This window comes from Marinomonas mediterranea MMB-1 (assembly GCF_000192865.1).
Lineage (GTDB): Bacteria > Pseudomonadota > Gammaproteobacteria > Pseudomonadales > Marinomonadaceae > Marinomonas > Marinomonas mediterranea.
On record NC_015276.1, the window covers coordinates 1,954,743 to 1,976,384 of the forward strand.

General features: G+C 43.4%; 24 protein-coding genes. 13 read left to right on the plus strand and 11 right to left on the minus strand.

The features are described from left to right. A complete protein-coding gene (gene gatA, locus MARME_RS08890) occupies positions 1 to 1,461 on the minus strand; it encodes an Asp-tRNA(Asn)/Glu-tRNA(Gln) amidotransferase subunit GatA (RefSeq protein WP_013660923.1) in 1,461 nt (486 codons plus the stop codon). A gap of 15 nt (positions 1,462 to 1,476) precedes the next feature. Next, positions 1,477 to 1,764, minus strand: coding sequence for an Asp-tRNA(Asn)/Glu-tRNA(Gln) amidotransferase subunit GatC (gene gatC, locus MARME_RS08895; RefSeq protein ID WP_013660924.1), 288 nt, complete (start codon positions 1,762 to 1,764; stop codon positions 1,477 to 1,479). 242 nt (positions 1,765 to 2,006) lie between these two features. On the opposite strand from gatC, the gene MARME_RS08900 reads away from it, so the two are divergent. From MARME_RS08900 to MARME_RS08930, 7 genes are read left to right on the plus strand one after another with little or no spacing between them, the layout of a single operon-like run. Further along, positions 2,007 to 3,050, plus strand: a complete 1,044-nt coding sequence (locus MARME_RS08900) for a rod shape-determining protein (protein WP_013660925.1) — start codon at positions 2,007 to 2,009, stop codon at positions 3,048 to 3,050. A gap of 21 nt (positions 3,051 to 3,071) precedes the next feature. Further along, on the plus strand, positions 3,072 to 3,908 hold the full coding sequence (gene mreC / locus MARME_RS08905; RefSeq protein WP_263053303.1) for a rod shape-determining protein MreC: 837 nt from the start codon (positions 3,072 to 3,074) through the stop codon (positions 3,906 to 3,908). Then, a complete protein-coding gene (mreD, locus tag MARME_RS08910) occupies positions 3,905 to 4,378 on the plus strand; it encodes a rod shape-determining protein MreD (RefSeq protein WP_013660927.1) in 474 nt (157 codons plus the stop codon). The genes mreC and mreD overlap by 4 nt, the downstream gene beginning before the upstream one ends. Positions 4,379 to 4,386: 8 nt before the next feature. Further along, positions 4,387 to 4,983: a Maf family protein gene (locus tag MARME_RS08915; protein ID WP_013660928.1), complete on the plus strand. Its 597-nt coding sequence runs from the start codon at positions 4,387 to 4,389 to the stop codon at positions 4,981 to 4,983. Beyond that, on the plus strand, positions 4,976 to 6,430 hold the full coding sequence (rng, locus tag MARME_RS08920) for a ribonuclease G (protein WP_013660929.1): 1,455 nt from the start codon (positions 4,976 to 4,978) through the stop codon (positions 6,428 to 6,430). Before MARME_RS08915 ends, rng begins: the two co-directional genes overlap by 8 nt. Before the next feature lie 16 nt (positions 6,431 to 6,446). After that, complete coding sequence (locus tag MARME_RS08925) at positions 6,447 to 10,262, plus strand: YhdP family phospholipid transporter (RefSeq protein WP_013660930.1); 3,816 nt, start codon at positions 6,447 to 6,449, stop codon at positions 10,260 to 10,262. A gap of 14 nt (positions 10,263 to 10,276) precedes the next feature. After that, positions 10,277 to 11,098: a carbon-nitrogen hydrolase family protein gene (locus MARME_RS08930; protein ID WP_013660931.1), complete on the plus strand. Its 822-nt coding sequence runs from the start codon at positions 10,277 to 10,279 to the stop codon at positions 11,096 to 11,098. Positions 11,099 to 11,219: 121 nt separating this feature from the next. Here MARME_RS08930 and yjgA read toward each other — a convergent pair whose 3' ends face one another. The 9 genes from yjgA to MARME_RS08975 form a co-directional block, all read right to left on the minus strand. After that, entirely contained in the window at positions 11,220 to 11,753 is a 534-nt protein-coding gene (gene yjgA, locus MARME_RS08935) for a ribosome biogenesis factor YjgA (protein ID WP_013660932.1), read from the minus strand. A gap of 5 nt (positions 11,754 to 11,758) precedes the next feature. Next, on the minus strand, positions 11,759 to 13,111 hold the full coding sequence (gene mgtE, locus MARME_RS08940) for a magnesium transporter (RefSeq protein WP_013660933.1): 1,353 nt from the start codon (positions 13,109 to 13,111) through the stop codon (positions 11,759 to 11,761). Between the two features lie 9 nt (positions 13,112 to 13,120). Further along, positions 13,121 to 13,390 carry an HPr family phosphocarrier protein gene (locus MARME_RS08945; protein ID WP_013660934.1) on the minus strand — a complete coding sequence of 90 codons (270 nt, stop codon included), beginning with the start codon at positions 13,388 to 13,390 and terminating at the stop codon, positions 13,121 to 13,123. An 11-nt stretch (positions 13,391 to 13,401) separates the two neighbouring features. Beyond that, positions 13,402 to 13,851 carry a PTS sugar transporter subunit IIA gene (locus MARME_RS08950; RefSeq protein ID WP_013660935.1) on the minus strand — a complete coding sequence of 150 codons (450 nt, stop codon included), beginning with the start codon at positions 13,849 to 13,851 and terminating at the stop codon, positions 13,402 to 13,404. Between the two features lie 17 nt (positions 13,852 to 13,868). Beyond that, positions 13,869 to 15,338: an RNA polymerase factor sigma-54 gene (locus MARME_RS08955; protein ID WP_013660936.1), complete on the minus strand. Its 1,470-nt coding sequence runs from the start codon at positions 15,336 to 15,338 to the stop codon at positions 13,869 to 13,871. A gap of 66 nt (positions 15,339 to 15,404) precedes the next feature. Continuing rightward, positions 15,405 to 16,130, minus strand: coding sequence for an LPS export ABC transporter ATP-binding protein (gene lptB / locus MARME_RS08960; protein ID WP_013660937.1), 726 nt, complete (start codon positions 16,128 to 16,130; stop codon positions 15,405 to 15,407). Next, positions 16,130 to 16,648, minus strand: coding sequence for a lipopolysaccharide transport periplasmic protein LptA (gene lptA, locus MARME_RS08965; RefSeq protein ID WP_013660938.1), 519 nt, complete (start codon positions 16,646 to 16,648; stop codon positions 16,130 to 16,132). Before lptA ends, lptB begins: the two co-directional genes overlap by 1 nt. Further along, positions 16,623 to 17,210 (minus strand): LPS export ABC transporter periplasmic protein LptC, encoded by a 588-nt coding sequence (gene lptC, locus MARME_RS08970; protein ID WP_013660939.1) that lies wholly within the window; start codon positions 17,208 to 17,210, stop codon positions 16,623 to 16,625. Before lptC ends, lptA begins: the two co-directional genes overlap by 26 nt. Before the next feature lie 6 nt (positions 17,211 to 17,216). Continuing rightward, positions 17,217 to 18,173 carry a calcium/sodium antiporter gene (locus MARME_RS08975; protein ID WP_013660940.1) on the minus strand — a complete coding sequence of 319 codons (957 nt, stop codon included), beginning with the start codon at positions 18,171 to 18,173 and terminating at the stop codon, positions 17,217 to 17,219. Between the two features lie 176 nt (positions 18,174 to 18,349). Here MARME_RS08975 and MARME_RS08980 point away from each other — a divergent pair, with 176 nt between their 5' ends. The 6 genes from MARME_RS08980 (at position 18,350) to MARME_RS09005 (ending at position 21,636) form a co-directional block, all read left to right on the plus strand. Next, entirely contained in the window at positions 18,350 to 19,153 is an 804-nt protein-coding gene (locus MARME_RS08980) for an ABC transporter ATP-binding protein (RefSeq protein WP_013660941.1), read from the plus strand. Further along, positions 19,150 to 19,932, plus strand: coding sequence for a lipid asymmetry maintenance ABC transporter permease subunit MlaE (mlaE, locus tag MARME_RS08985; RefSeq protein WP_013660942.1), 783 nt, complete (start codon positions 19,150 to 19,152; stop codon positions 19,930 to 19,932). The genes MARME_RS08980 and mlaE overlap by 4 nt, the downstream gene beginning before the upstream one ends. A gap of 2 nt (positions 19,933 to 19,934) precedes the next feature. Then, complete coding sequence (mlaD, locus tag MARME_RS08990) at positions 19,935 to 20,399, plus strand: outer membrane lipid asymmetry maintenance protein MlaD (RefSeq protein WP_013660943.1); 465 nt, start codon at positions 19,935 to 19,937, stop codon at positions 20,397 to 20,399. Then, positions 20,396 to 21,010 (plus strand): MlaC/ttg2D family ABC transporter substrate-binding protein, encoded by a 615-nt coding sequence (locus tag MARME_RS08995; protein ID WP_013660944.1) that lies wholly within the window; start codon positions 20,396 to 20,398, stop codon positions 21,008 to 21,010. The genes mlaD and MARME_RS08995 overlap by 4 nt, the downstream gene beginning before the upstream one ends. A 14-nt stretch (positions 21,011 to 21,024) precedes the next feature. Beyond that, the gene (locus tag MARME_RS09000; protein WP_013660945.1) at positions 21,025 to 21,297 is read left to right on the plus strand and encodes a hypothetical protein; all 273 of its coding nucleotides are present in this window, start codon (positions 21,025 to 21,027) and stop codon (positions 21,295 to 21,297) included. 102 nt (positions 21,298 to 21,399) lie between these two features. Further along, a complete protein-coding gene (locus MARME_RS09005) occupies positions 21,400 to 21,636 on the plus strand; it encodes a BolA family protein (RefSeq protein WP_013660946.1) in 237 nt (78 codons plus the stop codon). Positions 21,637 to 21,642: the final 6 nt, after the last annotated feature.

Below are 21,642 nucleotides of genomic sequence, written 5' to 3' on the forward strand. Positions count from 1 at the left end.
TTAGGCTCCTTTTACTAAGCTAGGGGTTTGAGTGTGCCAGTCAGTCGCTTGCTGGAATTTGTGTGCGACGTTAAGTAGTTTGGCTTCGTCAAAATAATTGCCCATGATTTGTAGGCCAACTGGCATGCCGTTGCTGAAGCCTGCAGGAACAGACATGGCTGGGATGCCAGCAAGGTTGACCGATAATGTATAAATATCTTCCAGATACATTGCTACTGGGTCTGTTGTTTTTTCACCTAGGCCAAAGGCGGTCGTTGGTGCTACGGGCCCCATAATAACATCGACTTCTTGATAGGCTTTAACAAAGTCTTCTTTGATAAGTCGGCGTATGCGCTGAGCTTTTACGTAATAGGCGTCGTAGTAACCTTCAGACAGTGCATAGGTGCCAACCATGATGCGCTTTTGTACTTCTTTACCGAACCCTTCGGAGCGAGTGCGCATATACATATCAAGCAGGTCTTTAGGGTCTTCACAGCGGTGCCCGTATCGAACACCGTCGAAGCGGGAAAGGTTTGAAGAGGCTTCAGATGGCGCGATGACGTAGTAAGAAGGAATGCTAAGGTTTAGGTTAGGGAGTGAGATCTCTTGGACGGTAGCGCCCAATTTTTCAAATTCTTTCACTGCATCCATGATGACCTGTGCAACGTCAGAGTCTAAGCCGTCACCGAAATATTCTTTAGGAAGGCCAATTTTTAAGCCTGCTAATGGTGAGTCTATGGACGCAAGATAACCTTCTGTGGCTGTCTCGGAGCTGGTTGAGTCGTTTGTATCGAAACCTGCAAAAGACTGCAATAAGTACGCGCAGTCCTCGGCGCTTCGTGCCATAGGGCCAGCTTGATCAAGACTAGATGCATAGGCAATCATGCCAAAGCGAGAGACTCGGCCGTAAGTGGGTTTTAAGCCGGTGATGCCGCAAAATGACGCAGGTTGGCGAATAGAGCCGCCGGTATCTGTGCCTGTCGCGGCAACACAGAGTCCTGCTGCAACAGCTGCTGCGGAGCCGCCAGAAGAACCTCCGGGAACAGTATTGATATTCCAAGGGTTTTTTACTGCGCCAAAGTAGCTGTTTTCATTGGATGAGCCCATTGCAAACTCGTCCATATTTGTTTTTCCTAGTGCGACGGCGCCAGCTGCTTTAATGCGTGCGGTGACAGTCGACTCATATGGAGGTACAAAATTATGGAGAATTTTTGAGGCGCATGTTGTAAGTACGCCTTCGGTACAAAATAGGTCTTTGTGGGCAACAGGAATGCCAGTCAGCGGAGAGGTCTCTCCGTTTGCAATTGCGTTGTCTGCGGCTTGTGCTTGCGCCAATGCTAGCTCATCGGTGACCGTAATAAAGCTGTTGAACTGCGGATCAATTTCGTTGATGCGTTTTAGGTAGTCTTGCGTTAACTCAACGCTTGAAAGCTCTTTTTTGCGCAGTTTCTGCGCGAGAGATCGGATGTTTTGATCAATCATTTATAGGTACTCTAATTAGTCGATAACTTGCGGTACTAGAAATAAGCCAGACTCAGTCTGAGGGGCGTTGGATAAAAATGCCTCTCGACGATCTTGTTCAGTCACGACGTCTTCACGCAGTCTTTGGGTCGCCTCTAGTGGATTAGAAAGGGGTTCAACTCCATCTGTATCGACTGACTGCATTTGTTCTACTAAATCAAGCACGCTGGATAATGAGTGCTGATATTCTTCTGCATCCTGATCGCTAAGTGATAAGCGCGCCAGATGTGCAATCTTTTGCACGTCTTGTTTCTCTAGGGACATGATCCACCTAATTTATTTTACGTTTGAAAAATACTTTTTATTGTATCCGCATCTGCGTATACGAGAAAGATCTAGTAATGAAAAACTGGTTATTAATCCCAAGAAACAAAAAAAATCGAATAAACAAAGAAATAGAACACATTTATTACGTAATCATAGTGGAATCACCTTGCTCAAATGACCGCTGGTTGGTACATTTTGTCGCTGTTCATATCGTTTTTTTGTTCAGGGTGTAGGAATTCATGTTTAAGAAAATCAGGGGAATGTTCTCAAGCGATTTGTCGATTGATCTAGGAACGGCAAATACCCTTATCTATGTACGCGATCGCGGTATTGTGCTTGACGAACCCTCAGTGGTTGCGATTCGTCACAATGGAAATCAGAAAACGGTAGCCTCAGTAGGTGTAGACGCCAAACGTATGTTGGGTCGTACACCGGGCAATATTACAGCGATTCGCCCTATGAAGGATGGTGTCATCGCAGATTTTCATGTTACCGAAAAAATGTTGCAGTACTTTATTTCTAAAGTGCACGAAAATAGCTTATTAAAACCAAGCCCTCGCGTATTGGTGTGTGTGCCTTGTAAGTCGACTCAGGTTGAACGAAGAGCCATTAAAGAATCCGCGTTGGGTGCAGGTGCAAGGGAAGTGTATATTATTGAAGAGCCAATGGCTGCGGCGATCGGGGCAGGGCTACCTGTTGCTGAAGCGTCTGGCTCAATGGTTATTGATATCGGCGGTGGTACCACGGAAATTGCAATTATCTCTCTTAACGGCATTGTTACTCGCGAGTCTATTCGAGTCGGTGGTGACCGATTTGATGAAGCGATTACAACGTATGTGCGACGTCAGTATGGTAGTTTGATTGGTGATGCTACGGCAGAGCGTATAAAAACTGAGATTGGCATGGCATACCATACGGGAGAGGAGCTTCAAATCGACGTTCGTGGTCGAAATCTTGCCGAAGGTATTCCTCGCTCGTTTACATTGCGAAGCACGGAAATACTGGATGCGCTGCAAGAGCCATTGGCGCAAATTGTTCAAGCGGTCAAAGGTGTGCTTGAACAGTCTCCTCCAGAGCTTGCTGCTGATATTGGTGAAACAGGTCTAGTATTGACCGGTGGTGGTGCGTTGTTACGTGAGATCGATCGTTTAATCAGTGAGGAAACAGGGTTGCCTGTTATTGTTGCTGACGATCCGTTGACTTGTGTCGCCAGAGGCGGTGGTCTTGCAATAGAAATGATGGATAAGCATGCATCTGAGTTATTTACAGCGGATAATGAATAGTCTGTAAATTAGGGGTCTGCTATTAAAAACTCATTTTTCTTCACGGGTAAGGTCTCCGGCGTAAGGTTTTTTATGTTGGCCGCTTTGTCCATTGGCATGATAGTGGCAGATGCTCACTATCATGCTTTTACAACGGTTCGTCCTTATTTTACTTGGTTAGTCACGCCCATACAGCTTGTGGTTAATGCGCCTAAGCAGATGCTAAGTTGGGCAGGCGATCATTTAGAAAGTCGTGAAGACTTGGTGCTGGAAAATCAAGGGCTAAATGAAGAGCTGTTGATATTACGCAGTAAGTTGCAAAAACTTAATGCGCTTCGTGCTGAAAATGTGCGCCTGCGTGAGTTACTTGATGCTTCGCAGCGTGTAGACGAGAAAGTCGTTATGGCGGAAGTAATAGGCTTTGATCAGAACGCCTACAGCCATAAGGTATTAATTGACAAAGGGTTCTCCTCTGGGGCTTATGTTGGACAACCTGTTTTAGATGCAACAGGGGTCTTAGGTCAAGTGGTAGAGACCGCCGCTTATACTAGTCGCGTTCTCTTAATAGCCGACGCTAGTCACTTTGTTCCTGTAGAGCTTGCTCGTACTGGGCTTCGAAGTGTGCTTCGTGGTACGGGTGATCTGAAGCGCATGGAGCTAATGAGTGTGCCGCATACGGCCGATATTAAGAAAGGCGATATACTGACTACGTCAGGGCTCGATAAACGTTTTCCCATTGGTTATCCAGTTGGTGTTGTGCGCTCCGTCAAGCATGTTGCAGGGAATCCTTACTCTGAGATTGATGTTGTTCCATTGGCTCAGCTAGGTCGCAGTCGCCATGTTATGCTAATTGATCGTCCGGAGCTAAAGAGACAATGAAATCTAGCTTTATTTTTCTATTGACCTTTATTGTCGCGTTAATGCTCGAAGCTCTTCCTTTTCCCGATGATCTTGTTTGGTTTCGCCCAGAATGGGCACTACTTGTCGTACTATACTGGGTAATAGCGTTGCCTTATAAAGTAGGTGTAGGAGTGGCGTGGTTTCTTGGGCTGATGGTTGACCTATTGCAAGGTGGTATAATTGGTCAGCACTCTTTAACGTATGTCATCATTGCTTATGCTTGTGCATTGTTTTATCAAAGGCTTCGTATGTACATGCGTTGGCAGCAAGGTGTCTTTATATTTTTGCTTGTTAGTATCAATCAACTGGTTAATTTTTGGTTGGATCACTATGTTGGCAATGCTGAACCGACTCTAATGATATTTATGCCAGCGATTATTACCGGCTTTTTATGGCCTTGGTCTTTCGTGGTGCTGAGAAGTATTCGTCGACTCTATTCTATTAGTTAGGAATTATAATGATTATCCTCGCATCCGCATCCCCTAGGCGCAAAGAGCTACTTGGTACGTTTGTCGGCTCATTTGACGTGATGCCTGCCGATATTGATGAGACGCCATTAGCGCTAGAGCTACCTAAAGAGTATGTTGCAAGAGTAGCAAAAGAGAAGGCCTTTTCAATTGCTGATAAGCTCAACATAGACTCAAATGCCATTATTATTGCATCGGATACGAGTGTCGTAATAGACGGTGAAATTTTAGGGAAACCTGATGATCTTGATGAGTCTAAAAGGATGCTGCGCTTGCTTGCTAATCGCTCTCATGACGTTATGACGTCGTTATGTATTTGCGATTCTCGCTTACAAAGAGTGGTGACAGATGTTGTTACAACGAACGTAGAGTTTAGGAATATCTCCGATGTGGAGATTGAGTTGTATTGGCGTACTGGTGAGCCGATAGATAAAGCGGGCTCATATGCTATTCAAGGTATTGGAGCTAGCTTCGTTAAGTCTATGTCCGGTTCGTATTCCGCTGTTGTTGGTTTGCCGCTTTTCGAAACCGCTAAACGTTTAAATGAATTTGGTGTTCAAATTTTTCAGGAGAATAACGATGAGTGAAGATGTTCTCATTAATGTAACGCCAATGGAGATACGGGTAGCATTAGTCGAAAATGGCGTGTTACAAGAAGTCTATATTGAGCGTTCTAGTCGCAAAGGTATTGTAGGTAACATATATCAAGGTAAAGTTGTCAGAGTTTTACCAGGTATGCAGGCCGCTTTTGTTGATATTGGTTTAGAGCGGGCTGCATTTATACACGTTTCCGAGATTGCTGACCGTGATGCGGTTAATCCCAGTGATCAAATAGGCGACTATTTGCGAGAAGGTCAATCGCTCGTTGTTCAGGTTACGAAGGACCCAATTAGTACCAAAGGTGCTCGTCTAACCACTCACTTGTCTATTCCTTCAAGATATTTGGTGTATATGCCTGACCAAGCACATGTCGGTGTAAGTCAGCGTATTGAAGATGAAAGTGAGAGAGAGCGCCTGAAGTCGCTTGTGTCTAAAGCCTTGACGGATGCAGATGAAACAAGCGGCTATATTCTACGGACCGCTGCAGAGAAGGCTGGAGAAGAAGAGATTCTTTCGGATATTAAGTTTCTCACGCGGTTATGGCAGTCCGTCAAAAAGAGGATGAAGAGCGCTAAAGCTCCGTCGGTTATTTACGAAGATTTACCGCTTCATTTAAGGACAATGCGTGACCTTATTAGCCTGACAACCGAAAAAATCAAGATCGATTCTAAAGAAAATTTTGCCAAACTTAGATCATTTGCTGACGATTTCATTCCAGAACTTTCCAATCATATTGAGTATTATCCTGGTGAGCGCCCGATATTTGATCTTTATAGTGTCGAAGATGAGATTCAAAGGGCTTTAGACCGAAAAGTGTCATTGAAGTCTGGAGGGTATTTGTTAGTCGAACAAACTGAGTCAATGACAACCATCGATGTCAATACTGGGGCGTATGTCGGCACACGAAACTTAGAAGAGACCATTTATAAGACCAACTTAGAGGCAGCGACGGCTATTGGTCGACAGCTTAGGTTACGTAATCTTGGTGGAATTATAATCATCGATTTTATCGACATGGAGGATGAAGAGCATAAGCGTCAGGTTCTTCGCATGTTGGAAAAAATACTTGAAGTGGATCACGCAAAAACGAAAATCACGGGTGTGTCTGAGCTAGGGTTAGTCGAAATGACGCGTAAAAGAACGCGAGAAAGCCTAGGTCAGGTTTTGTGTGAGCCATGTCGAGCTTGCCGTGGTAGTGGCTTGGTAAAGACGCCTGAGACGGTATGTTATGAAGTGTTTAGAGAGATTCTTCGTGCCGATCGTGCATATAACTCTCAAACGTATACTGTGTTGGCTTCGAGTTCGGTCGTTGAGCGTTTCTTAGACGAAGAGAGTGTTGCAGTCGCTGAGTTGGAAGCTTTTATAGGTAAAACAATTCGATTCCAGGTTGACCCTGTTTATACGCAGGATCAATATGATGTCGTATTGAGGTGATCCAGAGGGTAAAGAGGTGAAAAATGTTTCTCGATGGATTGTGAATTTGCTATGGTGGTCGGCCGTCGGCTTTGTCGTCGTGCTCGCTGCCATTGTTGTTAGCGTAAAGCAGCTTTTACCTTTAGCAGATCGTTACCGCCCTCAAATAGAAAGCAATATTAGTCAAATCATTGGGTTGCCCGTTCAAATCGAAACGTTTGGCGGGAGCCTAAATGGTATTGATATATCGATTAACATTTCAAAGTTAGGTATTAGTACCGTAAGCGGCGAAGCAGTTGCTTCTGTTGATCAAGTCGCTCTGTCCTTCGATACCTTTAAGTCCCTGCTTACTCTTTCTCCTCAGTTTCGTAATGTGCGCGTAAATGGGCTTTCCCTTCACCTCAAAGAGTCGCACGGTAAGATCGGTCTTGTTGGCTTTAATTCGAATGCTTCGCCTGATTCCGTGTCTGACCCTGAAGTCGTTGCGGAGCGAGTGATTGATTATTTATCAAGCCAGAAGCAATGGATCATTAATGACTCGAAGATATCGTTAACAAGTGAAAACTTTGATTCTCAAATGCTTCGTATCCCAACATTTGTAATACGTGAATACGCCGATCGTACGATGGGGCAGGCCGAGGTTTTTGTTAATGATCAAATAACGCCAATAAAACTGAAAGCAAGAATTAAGGAGTCTTTTGCTGGGTTTGGTTCCGGAAAAGTGGACGTGTATGCAAGAATTCCAGAGCAAGTGGCATCTTTGGAGTGGATTGAGAGTGAGCGATTTACGTTTCTTGATCAAGTGAAAGTTGGGGGAGAGGCGTGGTTTGCCTATGTGCCTGATTCTTCTTGGTCATTGCGGTTTATACCTAGTCGTTTAGTAGTAAATGGTAACGATGGCTCTTCATTAGGCGTGCAAGGTGACTTTTATACCCAATATCGACGTGCGTCTAATGATCTTCGTATTTCTGTTTCGAACATGGTGCCAAGTTTTACAGGTTTGGAGGTACTTCCTAGAACGAATCTAACATTTGATTATGACCTCGATGAAAAGCGAGCACTATTGTTATTTGATGAGCTGGATGCTCAGTTTGCGAGTGCTGTTGGCGTAAAGTTTTTGCCAGAATCGTGGATGGCCTCAAAGCTTATAAAAGGGTTGGAAGGGCAAGGTTACCTAAAAAATGCTTCGGTAAGAATATGGGGTGATCGGCATCAGCATTTTCAATATATAAGCAATCTTGAAGACGTTGCTGTAGTCGGTTTTAGGGGGATTCCAAAAGTAAATCACCTAAACGCTATATTTAGTCTGACTGAAACGAACGGGTATATCCAATATCAAGCGCTAAATTCCACCCTGCAGTTTAATGAGGTCTATGACATAAGTTGGGAGACTGATGCGCTGGAAGGGCTTGTTGAATGGCGTACGCAAGATAAGAGAACGACGGTCGTCGGCACGGATCTTAGTGTCAGTAGACATGGTGCTGATATCGGTGGTGAATTCCGCTTAGAGGTGCGTCCAAATGACGAGGATTGGATGGTTCTCAATATATCAGGGCGCAACATTCCTACACAAGATAGATTGGATTATATACCTAAGCGGGGTCTTACCTCGGATTTAAAGGAGTGGATAAAGGTCTCTTTGTCGAACGGGAGAGTGTTGGAAACGGGGGTGGTCGTTCAAACTACACTGCAACATGCTGACCCACAGATACGATTAGAATTAGAAACTGAAGGTTTGGATATCAAGTTTGCCAATGACTGGCCAGTGGCTAGAAATACTAAGGCCGTACTAAATATTCAAAATGACTCCGTGAATGTTGATGTTGAATCGGCGAAGTTTGGCGACCTTGATATTTCGGACTTACTCGTTGCTGTGCCTATTTCGTCAGGTAAGGCTCGTTGGATTAATATTAAAGGCAGCGTTAAAGATGATGCTGATAAAGTGCTTACCTCGTTGCGCGCAACACCGTTAAATGATCGTGTATTGAAGGCGTTTGATGATTGGAGTTTGCGCGGTGAGGTGGCGGGACAGTTTTCGGTATCGGTTCCTCTATCTGGGGAGAATGCACCGATTGTGGATGTCGATTTGTCATTCAAAGACAATGATATTTATATTCGTGACCTTAATTTTGAGGGGCGAGTTATAGAGGGGGTGCTTTCCTTTAGTTCAAAAGAGGGTCTTCACGATTCTCACCTTGTTGTTGATAGCTTAGGTGGAAGGACTGACATCGAGTTGTTGTCGGATTACGTTCGCGACGGTGAGCTCGCTATTGCTGGTGAGCTGAAAGGCACCTATAAAGCGAGAGAGTTGGCTCAGTGGAGAGGGTTGTCACAAGCGGTAATAAGTAAAATCGATGGAAATGCGACATACCAAGGTAGTTTTAGTATTAATAAATCGCAATCCAATCAAATCGATTTGGATATCTACTCATCCCTTGATCAATTAGAGTTATCGCTGCCTTCCCCTATGGATAAGGCAAAGGGGAGTGAAGCTTTTGCAAAGGTTGATCTCAAATTTCATCAGGATGATGTCATTATTGATGTTAATTACAATGATTTTGTAACGGCAGAGATGGCTTTATCCAATAATGAGTTGGTTGGGGCAAATATTGGAATAGATCAGTCAGTTGACGACATGGCGTTAAATAAAGGGGTGTATATACAAGGGCGGCTCCACAGTATCAGTGTGCCTGAATGGAGTGATGCCATGTCCGATATAATGCCAGGCTCTGGTACTGATTCCAATGTTGATACACCTATTCAGTTAACGAAGCCAACATGGTTGAAAGGGCTTGATGTGGTGCTCGATCAGGTTATTGTGAATGAACTTAATATATTGAACAATGTTAAGATCGATCATCGTACTGCCTCCGCCGCCGATACTGTCTTTGTGAACTCTGATGAAATGGAGTTGCGTTGGTCTTCAAACCAACATGGTCCTGTTTTTCATTTTGGCTTTTTGAGTTGGAATACGTCAGATAAATCATCTGACACGAGCGCCGAGCAAGGTGCTTTCCTTAGCGCTCGCCAAGTTCCAAATGTGACGCTTATCTTAGATGAGTTTTATCTAAATCAGCAGCCGTTAGGTGATTGGAATTTACAGATCAATCGACTTGGCGGTGGGCGTGTAAAAGTAAGCCCTATAGTCACCCAACTTGATAATGGTAGCGTTGACGGTAGCTTGTATTGGCAGGAAACTGGCGAAGAGAGTAGTGTAGAGCTGTCTTTAAAGTTAACGGGTAATAAGGCTGAGGAAATAACGAGGAAGTTCTCGGATGTTCCTTTTATTAAGTCTGATGACTATCAATTTGATATTGCTTTGGCGTGGCAAGGGACACCGTTTGACTTCGACAGAGAGACGTTATCTGGGCGTATAAAGTTTGACGTTGAAGATGGTAACTTTAATCAAGTTGATCAGCTTCCGCCCTTTTTGAGGGTGTTGGGGATATTTAATATTGATACGTTGGCTAGGCGCTTGACGTTTGATTTTTCAGATCTCTATGCTCCAGGTTTACCTTTCGACTCTTTCAAAGGGTTGTTGACCTTAAATAATGGGCAGTTAAAAACCACGGAGCCAGTTACAGTGAGCGCGCCAACCGCTGAAATTGAGCTAAATGGCAGTGCTAATTTAATTGATGAAACGTTAGATGAGAGATTGACTATTACACTTCCAATTTCAAGCACATTGCCCATCGCTGGTTTTTTACTTGCGACACCTCAAATAGCTGGGCTGCTTTTTATTACGGATAAGCTTATAGGTAAGCAGATATCTAAAGTAACAAGTGTTCAGTATTCGATCGTGGGGCCATTTTCTGATCCCAATGTTGAACCTGTCAAATTCAAACCAAATTGATCGAGGTATAAGTGATGCGTATTGCCGGAATTCAAATGACCAGCACTGCAAATATAGCCTCCAATTTAGAGTATGTTAAAGCAGCAGTAGCAAAAGTTGCGCAGCAAGGTGCGGATCTTGTCGTGTTACCTGAAAATGTTCTGTTGTTCTCTGGTCGGAAGCTTAAAGTGGTTGCTGATGAAGAGCTCGAATTAGGGTTGTTGAGCAGCATCTCTGGTTTAGCGAAGCAATATAGTTTGCCTATTTTAATTGGCTCTCATCCCAAGGCTACGAGATATGACGGCTCCCAAATGCCAAGAGGCAGGGTTCGTCAATCGAGTATTTTATTTGATGACACTGGGGTGCAGTGTGCGCGGTATGACAAAATACATCTGTTCGATGCCGCAGTATCGGATAAAGCGGGTCAATATCGAGAGTCTGATTATATAGAGCCTGGCGATTTAACTTCGGTCGTTGTGAATATTGCTGGAGTGCAGGTGGGCTTATCTATATGTTATGACCTGAGGTTTCCTGAGCTTTTTCGTGAATTGGCTCAAAAAGGTGCTGAGTTGATTGTTGTTCCGGCTGCATTCACTTATCAGACGGGTAAGGCGCATTGGCAAGCGTTATTGCGTGCTAGGGCAATTGAAAATCAGTGCTATATTTTAGGTTTAAATCAATGTGGCTGGCATACTGAAACACGTCAAACCTATGGTCATTCGCAATTGATTGATCCTTGGGGTGAGGTTGTTAGTGAGCTAGGAGAAGAGCCTGGTGAGCTGTTAGAGGTGCTTGATTTAGATGTTTTGAAGGTAGTTAGAGAAAAAATGCCATGTTTGCTTCATAGGCGTATTTAGCGTGTTTCTTTTGTGTAGTGTTTGATGTAGTGGTCTGAAAGTGCAGGTAAAATAGATTAAATACACCTTGAAATGCGTTTTGTGCTGATTCTAGGTGTATTTAAATCTAGTGGCTAGTAATCTATAGATTGAGCTTCTTCTCTTGTATCTCGCGTAATAGTTTGAAAAGCTTTTTCTTACTGGTTGTTTTGTTGCCTTGTTCCGCTTCTTTTTGAGATTGTCTTATAAGTTGACGAAATTGCTGGATGTCGACATCAGGGTTTTCTTCAATGTATTTTTTGAATACTTCTTGACTACTATCTGCATTAATCAATTGATCTCGTGTTGCTTCAAGTTGATGAAATAGCTTGTTATGCAGTGCTGAGGTGGTATCAAAAAGATCAACTCGATGTTGAATCGCTTCATGATCCTCGCTGCGCATCACTTTACCAATATATTGAAGATGGCGGCGTTGCGCTTCTCTCTGTTTGATTCGGTCTGCCTCATCCAGTGCGTCTCGCATGGTTTCGGACATGGGGACTTTTGCTCTTTGTGATTTGCTCAGAGCGACCAGTTGCTTACCGAGGTCCTGAAGCGCTTCCATTTCTCGCTTGATCTGAGTTTTGCTCTTATAGTTTTCGTCGTCAAACTCGTCGTATTGTTCAAATTCTGTCATTGTATTTACACTAAAAATAAAGTTGCTAAACCTAAGAATGATAAGAAGCCGACGACATCGGTCACTGTTGTAAGAATTACGCTTCCCGCAAGTGCTGGGTCAACGCCTAGTTTCTTTAGAATGACGGGGAGCATGGTTCCCGTGATGGCGGCAAATAATAGATTGATAATGATTGCTGCGGCAATGATATAGGCTATCTGGAGATTGTCAAACCAAAGAGCTGTCATTGCTGCGATAACGGTTGCCCATAATATCCCGTTGAGGGCTCCGACCACAATCTCTCGATTGAGTAGCCACCCTGTATTGGTTGCACCGATTTGATTTAGGGCGATTCCTCGAATAACCAAAGTCAAAACCTGTGAACCAGCGATTCCGCCCATGCTGGCTACTATTGGCATTAGAATGGCGAGCGCTACGATTTGATCTAACGTGTCCTGAAACAGTCCTATAACGTAAGAAGCAATGAAAGCGGTGACTAAATTGACTCCGAGCCATACAGCGCGTCGCCGAGTTGTTTTTAAAATGGGAGCGAACGTGTCTTCGTCATCCTCTAAACCTGCCATCGATAGCATAGAGTGCTCAGCTTCGTCTCGAATGACATCAACGACATCATCGATTGTAATTCGTCCCAATAGTTTTTTTGTCTCTGGATCAATCACTGGCGCTGAGACCAAGTCTAATTTTTCGAAAAGCTGAGCTACTTCGCTGGCAGGCATGTCCGAAGTGATTGTGGTCGTTTCCGTTTCCATTATTTCGCGAACAGTAGAAGAGGTGTCTGCGACTAATAGTTTTGTGAGAGGTAAGGTGCCTAGAAATTTGTCCGATCGACTGACGATTAATAGATTATCAGTCATGTCAGGCAGTTCTTGGTGTCGTCGTAAAAAACGAAAAACGATATCGACCGTTATATTGGGTCGGATCGTAATGGTGTCCGTGTTCATGAGTCCGCCTGCGGAGTCTTCAGAATAACTCAGCAGGGTTTCTACACGGGCGCGATTTTGCGCTGTCATTGACGCGAGAACTTCTTTTACAAGAGTCTCAGGTAAATGTTGAAGAATATTGGTTAAATCGTCGTGCTCAAACTGTTCAGATACGGCAACAAGTCGTTCCGTATCCATTGTTTTCATGAACTGAGCACTGATGTCTTCACTTAAATATTGAAGAACCTCACCTTCGTTCTTATCGTCGATTAGGTCCCAAAGCAGCTTACGTTCTTTTGGTGGAGAAGATTCTAGAAGTCTTGCTACATCCTGAGCGGGTAGAGCACCATTGAGCAAATACCGGATTTGCATCGTTGTTCCAGACTCAAGTGATTCATTTACTGTCTGGAGGTGTTCTTGAGTGGTTTGCTCAGTCATGTAGTGGGCTTACTCCGCTTCGCCGAATCGATTAGCAATGACCTCGACGATTGCGTCCATAGCGTCTATTTCATCATCGCCGTTCGCCTTTATTTTTAAATCTGTTCCTTTACTAGCCGCCAGCATCATCATAGCCATGATGCTTTTTCCGTCTACGTTTCGACCATCTTTTTCGATGGTAATATCGCACGAAAAGCGAGTCGTTGTTTCAACCAGTTTACTGGCTGCCCGAGCATGTAAGCCTAGTTTGTTTACAATAGTGACGGTCTTTTCCTGCATGGCAGTCGCCCTTATACTTGTTGTAGAAATGAGGTTATCAATTCTTCGTTTGTTGTAGTATCACGTAGTCTCTTTAATTTATCTGGAGATTGTGCCATTTCTGCAATTTGAGATAACGTCTTAAGATGTCCCTCGCATTCGTTAGGAGGGGCTATCAGTGCAAATATTAAATCAACGGGTTGTCTGTCTATTGAGTCGTAATCAATGGGTTTTTCTAGAGACATAACAACAAGGGCAGCATGATTTGCTTGTTCAAATCTACAGTGCGGAATTGCTATTCCGGCTCCGACGCCAGTACTGCCGAGCTTCTCTCTTGCTAAAAGCGCATCGTAGACTGCTTCTGACTCACAATGCAGCCTCGCCCCAATAGCCTCGGCTAAAAATTCCAGAACTCTTTTTTTGCTGGCAATTGGTTGATTAGCAAAAACCAGCTCACTATTGACTAATTTTTCTAAAGACATTGTTGATATGACCTACCTTAAATAAGGCGCTTTCGTTCATTGGAAGGAGGGATGTTCATCGCCTCGCGATATTTTGCGACGGTACGTCTCGCAACTTGTATTCCTTGCTCGGCAAGTATCGTAGCTAGCTTATTGTCACTAAGAGGCTTTTTAGCCGGTTCTTCTGCAATAAGCTTTTTAATCATGGCACGAATAGCCGTTGAGGAGCATTCTCCGCCAGAGCTTGTATTAACATGACTCGAAAAGAAATATTTGAGCTCAAAGATACCTTTAGGAGTATGCATGTATTTTTGAGTTGTGACACGAGATATTGTTGATTCATGCATTCCGACTTCTTCTGCCACGTTATGGAGTACCATCGGTTTCATTGCCTCTTCGCCATACTCGAAGAATTCGATCTGCCTATTTACGATACAGCTGGCGACCTTTAGTAGGGTTTCATTTCTACTTTGAAGGCTTTTTATAAACCACTTGGCTTCCTGTAGCGAGGTCTTTATGTAGTTTACGTCTTCCGAAGACGCTGACTTGTTTGCCATTGCTGAATAGGTTTCGTTGATCTTTACTGGTGGTAGCGCATCATTGTTTAGTTCAACTTGCCAAATACCATTTTTCTTTTTTACTGAAACATCAGGAATAACATAGTCAGTGTCTGAGGTGTCAATTGTCGAGCCGGGTTTTGGGTTTAGTTGTTGTATAAGCGCGATAACGTCTTTAAGCGCCTCTTCCTTTAAGCGTGTTTTCCTACATAGCTGGGCAAAGTCGCGATTCCCGAGAAGTGGTAAATAGTTATCGATAACGTTATGGGCGGGTTTAAACAATTGGTGATTGTGAAAGCCTTCCAGTTGGACTAATAGACATTCTCTTAGGTCTTGCGACGCAACGCCAACGGGGTCAAATCGTTGGACGCGATGTTGGACAGCGACAACTTCATCGAGCTCTAAGTCTTCAAGTTCAGAGGCAAGGGATTCAAAGACTTCTTGCACGCTGATCGATAGGTAGCCATCGGGTTGAACGCATTCAATTAAAGCATATGCAATTTCAATGTCTCTATCAGAAATATGAGTAAGGTTTAGTTGCCATATTAGATGGTCTTGTATATTTTCGGATTCAGAATTTCTACTGTCTAAGTCGAAATCACCATCAAATAAAGGTGCGTCAGAGGCCGCTGCTGTATTTTGATACGTGTCGTCCCAACTACTGTCGATAGAGAGTTCTTCAGGGATACTTTCCGTCCATTCAGACTCTACTCTTGCTTCTTCTGAGTTAGTGTCGCTCTCTGCTTTTTTTTCGGTTTGATTGCTGGATTCTGATGACGCTGCAGCTGCACTCTCGTCTTCATCTAGTTCAAGAAGTGGGTTAGATTCCAGAAAATCGTGTATTTCCTGTTGCAGGTCAATAGTTGAGAGTTGAAGTAAGCGTATCGCTTGCTGCAACTGTGGAGTCATAGTTAACTGCTGACCGATTTTTAGCTGTAATGACTGCTTCATGGAGCAACTCTTCTTTTATGGAACGCGTTATGCATATTACTCCCTTTTTATTTGAAAAATAAGAGCTTAAAGCTTGAAGTCGTCGCCTAGGTAGACTTTTTTTACTTGTTCATTGTTAATAACGTCATCTGCATTTCCTGAGGCGATGATGTGTCCATTTCCTACAATGTAAGCCTTGTCGCAAATGTCTAGCGTTTCTCTAACATTGTGGTCGGTAATTAAAACACCAATGCCGCTGTCTGTGAGGTGTTTTATGATTTGCTTAATGTCGCCGACCGATATAGGGTCGACACCAGCAAAAGGTTCATCAAGTAAAATGAATTTAGGGTTCATTGCCAGTGCGCGTGCGATTTCTACCCTTCGTCGCTCTCCACCCGAGAGAGCCATGCCTAAATTCTTTCTAATATGAGTAACATGAAATTCTTCAAGCAATTTTTCTAGTAAGTCGCTTCGTTCTTGTTTAGTCAGTGTTTTTCTAGTTTCTATAATGGCTGCAATGTTGTCTTCAACAGACATTTTTCTAAAGATAGATGCTTCTTGAGGGAGATAGCCAATGCCTTTTTGCGCGCGCGCGTGCATCGCATCCTTAGTTACATCCAGGCCATCGATGAATATTCCTCCAGCATCATTTGCTACCATGCCAACAATCATATAGAAACAGGTCGTTTTGCCCGCGCCGTTTGGACCTAACAGGCCAACTGCTTGTCCAGATTCGACGGACAGTGACACATCGAGCACAACTTTTCGTTTTTTGTACGCCTTAGCGAGATGTTTGGCTTCCAATATTGCCATTATTCACTCTTCTCTTGAGCTGGTTGCAAAGTCATTTTTACTCGTCCATTGCCTCTGTTTTCTGCGGTAAAGGTTTCATTTTTCATCATATAGAGGATGAAATCCGCATCTATTTCATCTAACCCTCGCTTTAAATAGCCTTTGCCATTAATTTCTAAGCGTCCATCTGTAATGTAGTCGATCTGATCTCCGCGACTTGTTACTCTGTTTCCGGCCTCGTCTAATTGCTGCGTGAATCTCGCTGGTGTGCCAGTGGCCTGTAAAGAGCTAAAAGTGTTGGTGGCTGGGTCGGTAAACACCTTTAGAAAGTCTGCTTTTATTTCGATCGTGCCTTGTTTTATTAGAACGTCGCCTTTGTAGGTGGCTTCGCCCGCTTTCTGATCGTAAAATGCTTCATCCGCTTGGATTTCAAGAGGTTGGCTAGTGTCGCTTTCTAAAGCGTAGTTTGAGCTAGCACTTAAACAAGCGCTTACTGTTAGAAACAAGGTGACCTTATTGATTTTGAGTAGCTTGTTCATAATGTCCAGATACGTTTCCTTTAAATTGAGCAGTTTCAAGGTCTACGAATGAGCGAATGGTGTCCGCTTTTGTTATGCCTTGCTGTGTAATGAGTTCCGCATTTCCAAGGCTGATCAGCGACTTGTCGACATCATTGTAGTGAATTGAATCTGCATTTAAGCGGTTGGATGTTGTTGTGCTGTCTTTTCGGGTTACGAATGCATTGGAGGTTAGTAATATATCTTTGTTGGCGTCATTTAGTTTTCCAAAGTCTGCCTCAGCGTACCAAGCGATATCATTTGTAACCGTTTCTATTTTTGGTGATATTGCTTCTGTTTGTTTGTTTGAGTTGAAATGACTCAATTTTGATGTCTTGATCGTCTGTTCCAACTTTCCATCAATGGTATATTCTCTTGACGTGACATTTTCTAAAAAATAGTCAGGGGAGTCGGAAAGTTCGTCTGTTGAGACGAGTGTCAGAGTCGGCGACGCCCCATACCAAAAGAATGCCGTTGCAGACGCCGCTATTGCTAAAAGAATAAGGAGCTTTTTTGCCCAGTCTTTAGACGAAAGTATATTCATAATTAATTAGCTATATGCAATTAGAGTATATAAGTAGATTGCATAGCTGCCCAACAAGGGGAAGCCAATCCAGCGAGGAACTTCTTTAGATCTAGTGCGAGAGTATACAAGGACAAGAAGTGTTAATGTAAGGGTAAGTCCTAAAACCCACCAATAATCGCGATTTAACACCTCTTCGTTTAGCAATCCTGGGGCTAGGATCGCTGGCATTGGTAATACGGTTGCCAAATTGAATAGGTTTGATCCTAATACATTGCCAATGGCAATATCATGATGACCTTTTTTAACGCTTGTAATCGAAGCGGCTAATTCAGGCAAGCTTGTGCCGATTGCGACAATGGTCAAGCCTATAACAAGTTCGCTTATTCCCATTAGTGTCGCAATTCCGACCGCTCCCCATACCAATATTTTTGATGAAATAATTAATACTGCGAGACCTAATGTCGCCATAAGCAATGAGTACCAGACACTCTTACCGTCATCTTCAGGTAAATCTTCTGTGAGCTCGTCTTCACCGTCTTTCGTACCCTTAAGTAAGATAATTAAAGCAATAACAAATGAAGCAATCAGTATTAAGCCGTCCACTTTGGAGAGGTGCCCATCGTAAAACAGAGCGCCTGCTATCAGTGTGATGGCGACAACGAGAGGTATCTCCTTTTTTACGAGCGTTCCCGCAATTGGAATGGACGAGAAAAAAAGTGTTGCACCTAATACTAAGGCAACATTGGCTATATTTGATCCTAGGACGTTACCAATCGCTATCCCTGGTGCATTATCTAGTGCGGCGGTGGCCGACACAACCATCTCAGGGGCAGAGGTTCCTAGGGCGACGAGCGTTACACCAATTATAATTGGGCTAACATTTAATTTTTCGGCGACAAGTGCCGCATGTTCGATAAACTTATCTGAGCTTAATACTAATAAAATAAGGCCAGTTACGAGCGCCGCAGCAAACAAAAACATATATCTTTTATTCCATGGATAGCAAAGTGCTCCATTTAATGTGGTTTACCAACTAAATTCAAGACTTGACGTGCGCGATCCTTTATAAAACAAACAACATAATAGTTATAGCGTTTAATTTGGGGAGGGCGAATGCTACTATTTGTACAATAGATTTAAATGGAAGTATAAAAGTCGTGAAAAACGCTTACGTTCAAATTAGCAATCTATCGTTTACTCGTGGAGAGAGAGCGATTTATGAAGGAGTGTCTATTAACATTCCTCGTGGAAAAATAACCGCCGTTATGGGGCCGAGTGGCACAGGGAAAACGACACTGTTGCGTTTAATCGCCGCTCAACTCCATCCAGATCAAGGCTCAGTGTTGGTTGATGGCGTAGATATTCATAAAGCCAATCGTTCTGCTTTGTATGACACACGTAAGAAAATTGGCATGTTGTTTCAAAGTGGGGCGCTGTTTAGTGATATGTCTGTCTATGAAAACGTTGCCTTTCCCTTGGAGGAGCACACGGACCTTCCGGATGACATTATTAAAGATATTGTTTTAATGAAGTTGCAAAGTGTGGGCTTGAGGGGGGCGGTTGATCTAATGCCTTCGGAGTTATCTGGTGGTATGGCACGTCGCGTTGCTCTAGCGCGGGCTATCGCACTCGATCCAGAGCTTGTTATGTATGATGAGCCATTCGCTGGGCAAGATCCAATCTCAAAAGGCGTGCTTGTCGAATTGATCAAAAAACTAAATAAAGCGGTTGGTATAACATCCGTTCTCGTCTCTCATGACGTTGAAGAGTCTCTGTCAATATCTGATCATGTGTGTATTCTGTCGGGTGGTACTGTTGTTGCTCAAGGAACACCTGAAGAAATAAAGGCGTCGGATGATGCACGCGTTATTCAGTTTCTAAATGGCCAAGCAGATGGCCCTGTTCCATTCCATTTTCCAGCGTGCAGCTATGCTGGAGACCTGATAGGGAGTTCAACTTGAAAAAAGTACGAAATGTCGGGCAATCGTTATTTGACCAATTGGAGTCGATTGGGCGCGCAGGAATATTCCTATTTCAAACACTTGCTAGGTTACCTGTTAGGTGGGATGAAAGTTGTCGCTTGCTTGTCAATCAAGTCTATTCCGTTGGTGTTTTGTCCTTAGTGATTGTTATAGTTTCTGGGTGCTTTATCGGCATGGTGCTTGCGCTTCAGGGGTACACCATATTGGCAAAGTTTGGCTCGGAGCAGGCGGTGGGCCAATTGTTGGCATTGAGTTTGTTGCGTGAGTTGGGGCCCGTGGTTACTGCATTGTTGTTCGCGGGTAGAGCAGGGTCTGCGTTAACGGCCGAGATAGGCTTAATGAAGGCGACGGAACAGTTATCCAGTTATGAAATGATGGGAGTTGATCCTCTTCGCCGAGTTATCGCGCCTAGGTTTATCGCTGGTATGATTTGTATGCCGCTACTTTGCTTGATTTTCTCTGCGACAGGTATTTTAGGCGGTATGCTAGTATCAGTTCATTGGTTGGGTATTTATGATGGCTCATTTTGGTCATTGATGCAGCAATCAGTCTATTTTGATATCGATGTGTTTAACGGCATTATAAAATCAATCTTTTTTGCTTGTGCTATTACATGGATAGCCGTTTATCAAGGATTCGAGTGTGACCCTACGTCAGAAGGTATTGGTAAGGCGACAACGCGAACGGTAGTGCTAGGATCTTTAGCTGTCCTATTTCTTGATTTTATTCTAACTGCGGCAATGTTTGGGGATTTTTAGGAATGAGAAATAAACATACGGAACTTTTGGTAGGTGTTTTTATTGTGTTGGGTATTGCTGCGTTCGGATACCTTGCAATACAAGTAAGTGGTCTAGCGTTTTCTGATAAGAAAGATACGTACAATATTGTTGCTCGCTTTGACGATATAGGTGGCTTAACTGAACGTGCTAAAGTTACGATTGCGGGTGTGACGGTTGGTGAAGTCGAGAGTATTTCTTTTGATAAAGAATACTTCATGGGGCTGGTGACAATGTCGGTTCACAGTGATATCGATAATATCCCAACAGACAGTTCAATTGCTATTTTAACCAGTGGTCTGCTAGGAGAAAAATATCTTGGTATAACCATTGGGGCTGAAGAGGAATCGCTAAAAGACGGTGACGAAATTTTCGATACTCAGTCTGCGCTCGTGCTGGAAAACTTAATTGGTCAGTTCTTATTTAAATCAGATGAGGAAGAACAATGAGTCATATGATCAGATTTTTTGCTCTATTCGCTGTTTTTTTTGTGCAAAGTGTAAGTGCTGCGCCAGATGAGGGTGCAAGAGATGCTGTGTTAGCTGTGGTTGATCAGTTTAAAACGAAAATTGTTGATCAGAAAAAAGTGCTTTCGAAAGACCCGCAAAGACTTTATGAAACAGTGTCTGGGGTGTTGGATCCGGTTATTGATTTCAATGACTTTGCTAAGAAAGTAATGGGGAAATATTACCGCCGCTCAAGCGCTGATCAGAGATCGCGTTTTTCGAGCGTGACGAAAGCGACACTCATTAATACATACGGCACTACTTTGTTGGATTTTGATCCGAGTGCGATTGAAGTTAAACCATTGGCGTCAAATCAGCGAGGTAAAGAAACTAAAGTTGATGTTGGTTTTAAAACAGACGATGGCACTGCGATAGATATCGCCTTTTATATGGCGCAAAGTAAATCAGGTAACTGGCAGTTAAGTAATATCATTATAAATGGAATTAATTTTGGGCTTACATTTCGCAAGCAGTTTGGCGTTATGATGCAGAAGAATAAAAACAACTTAGATGATGCGATCTCTGCGTGGGAATCTTCCTTAGCGGCTAAATAAAGAGGATTAATACCATGAAAATGACGATTTCGCCTGATCAGATTGTGTTGTCTGGTATGTATGCATTGGATTCAATCAAGGGCTTTTCTGGACAATTGAGTAAAGAAAAGGAGCTTGCGAACATAGTCGATGTTTCTGCGCTTGTTGGTGCTGGTGCGCCTTTATTTGCGTTGCTTGTTCAAGTTGTAAAAAAGAGTAAGCGCTTAGAGGTGGTTGGCGCAAGCGATGAGCTGGTGGATATGGCAAAGTTGTATGGCGTTGATCAGGTTTTGACATTCAGAACTTAGATTCACTATTTTTGCTCGTGAAGTTCATAAAAGTTAGTTAATCAACGATTACTTATCGTGTAGAATAAATAAAAATCAAAAAAACACTATTTTGGAGTGAAAGTGAACGCAGGTGAAGTGAAAGCGTTGCTAGAAAGCAAGATCGAAGGCTGTCAGGTATACGCTGACGGTGAAGGTTGTAATTTTCAATTGGTCGTTGTTAGCGACCAATTTGAGGGTTTAAATACAGTTAAGCGTCAACAACTCGTCTATTCTCATCTACAAGACGCTATTTCCTCTGGTGCTATTCATGCTGTCACTATGAAGACATACACTTTGGCTCAGTACAGCCAGCTCTAACCAAAT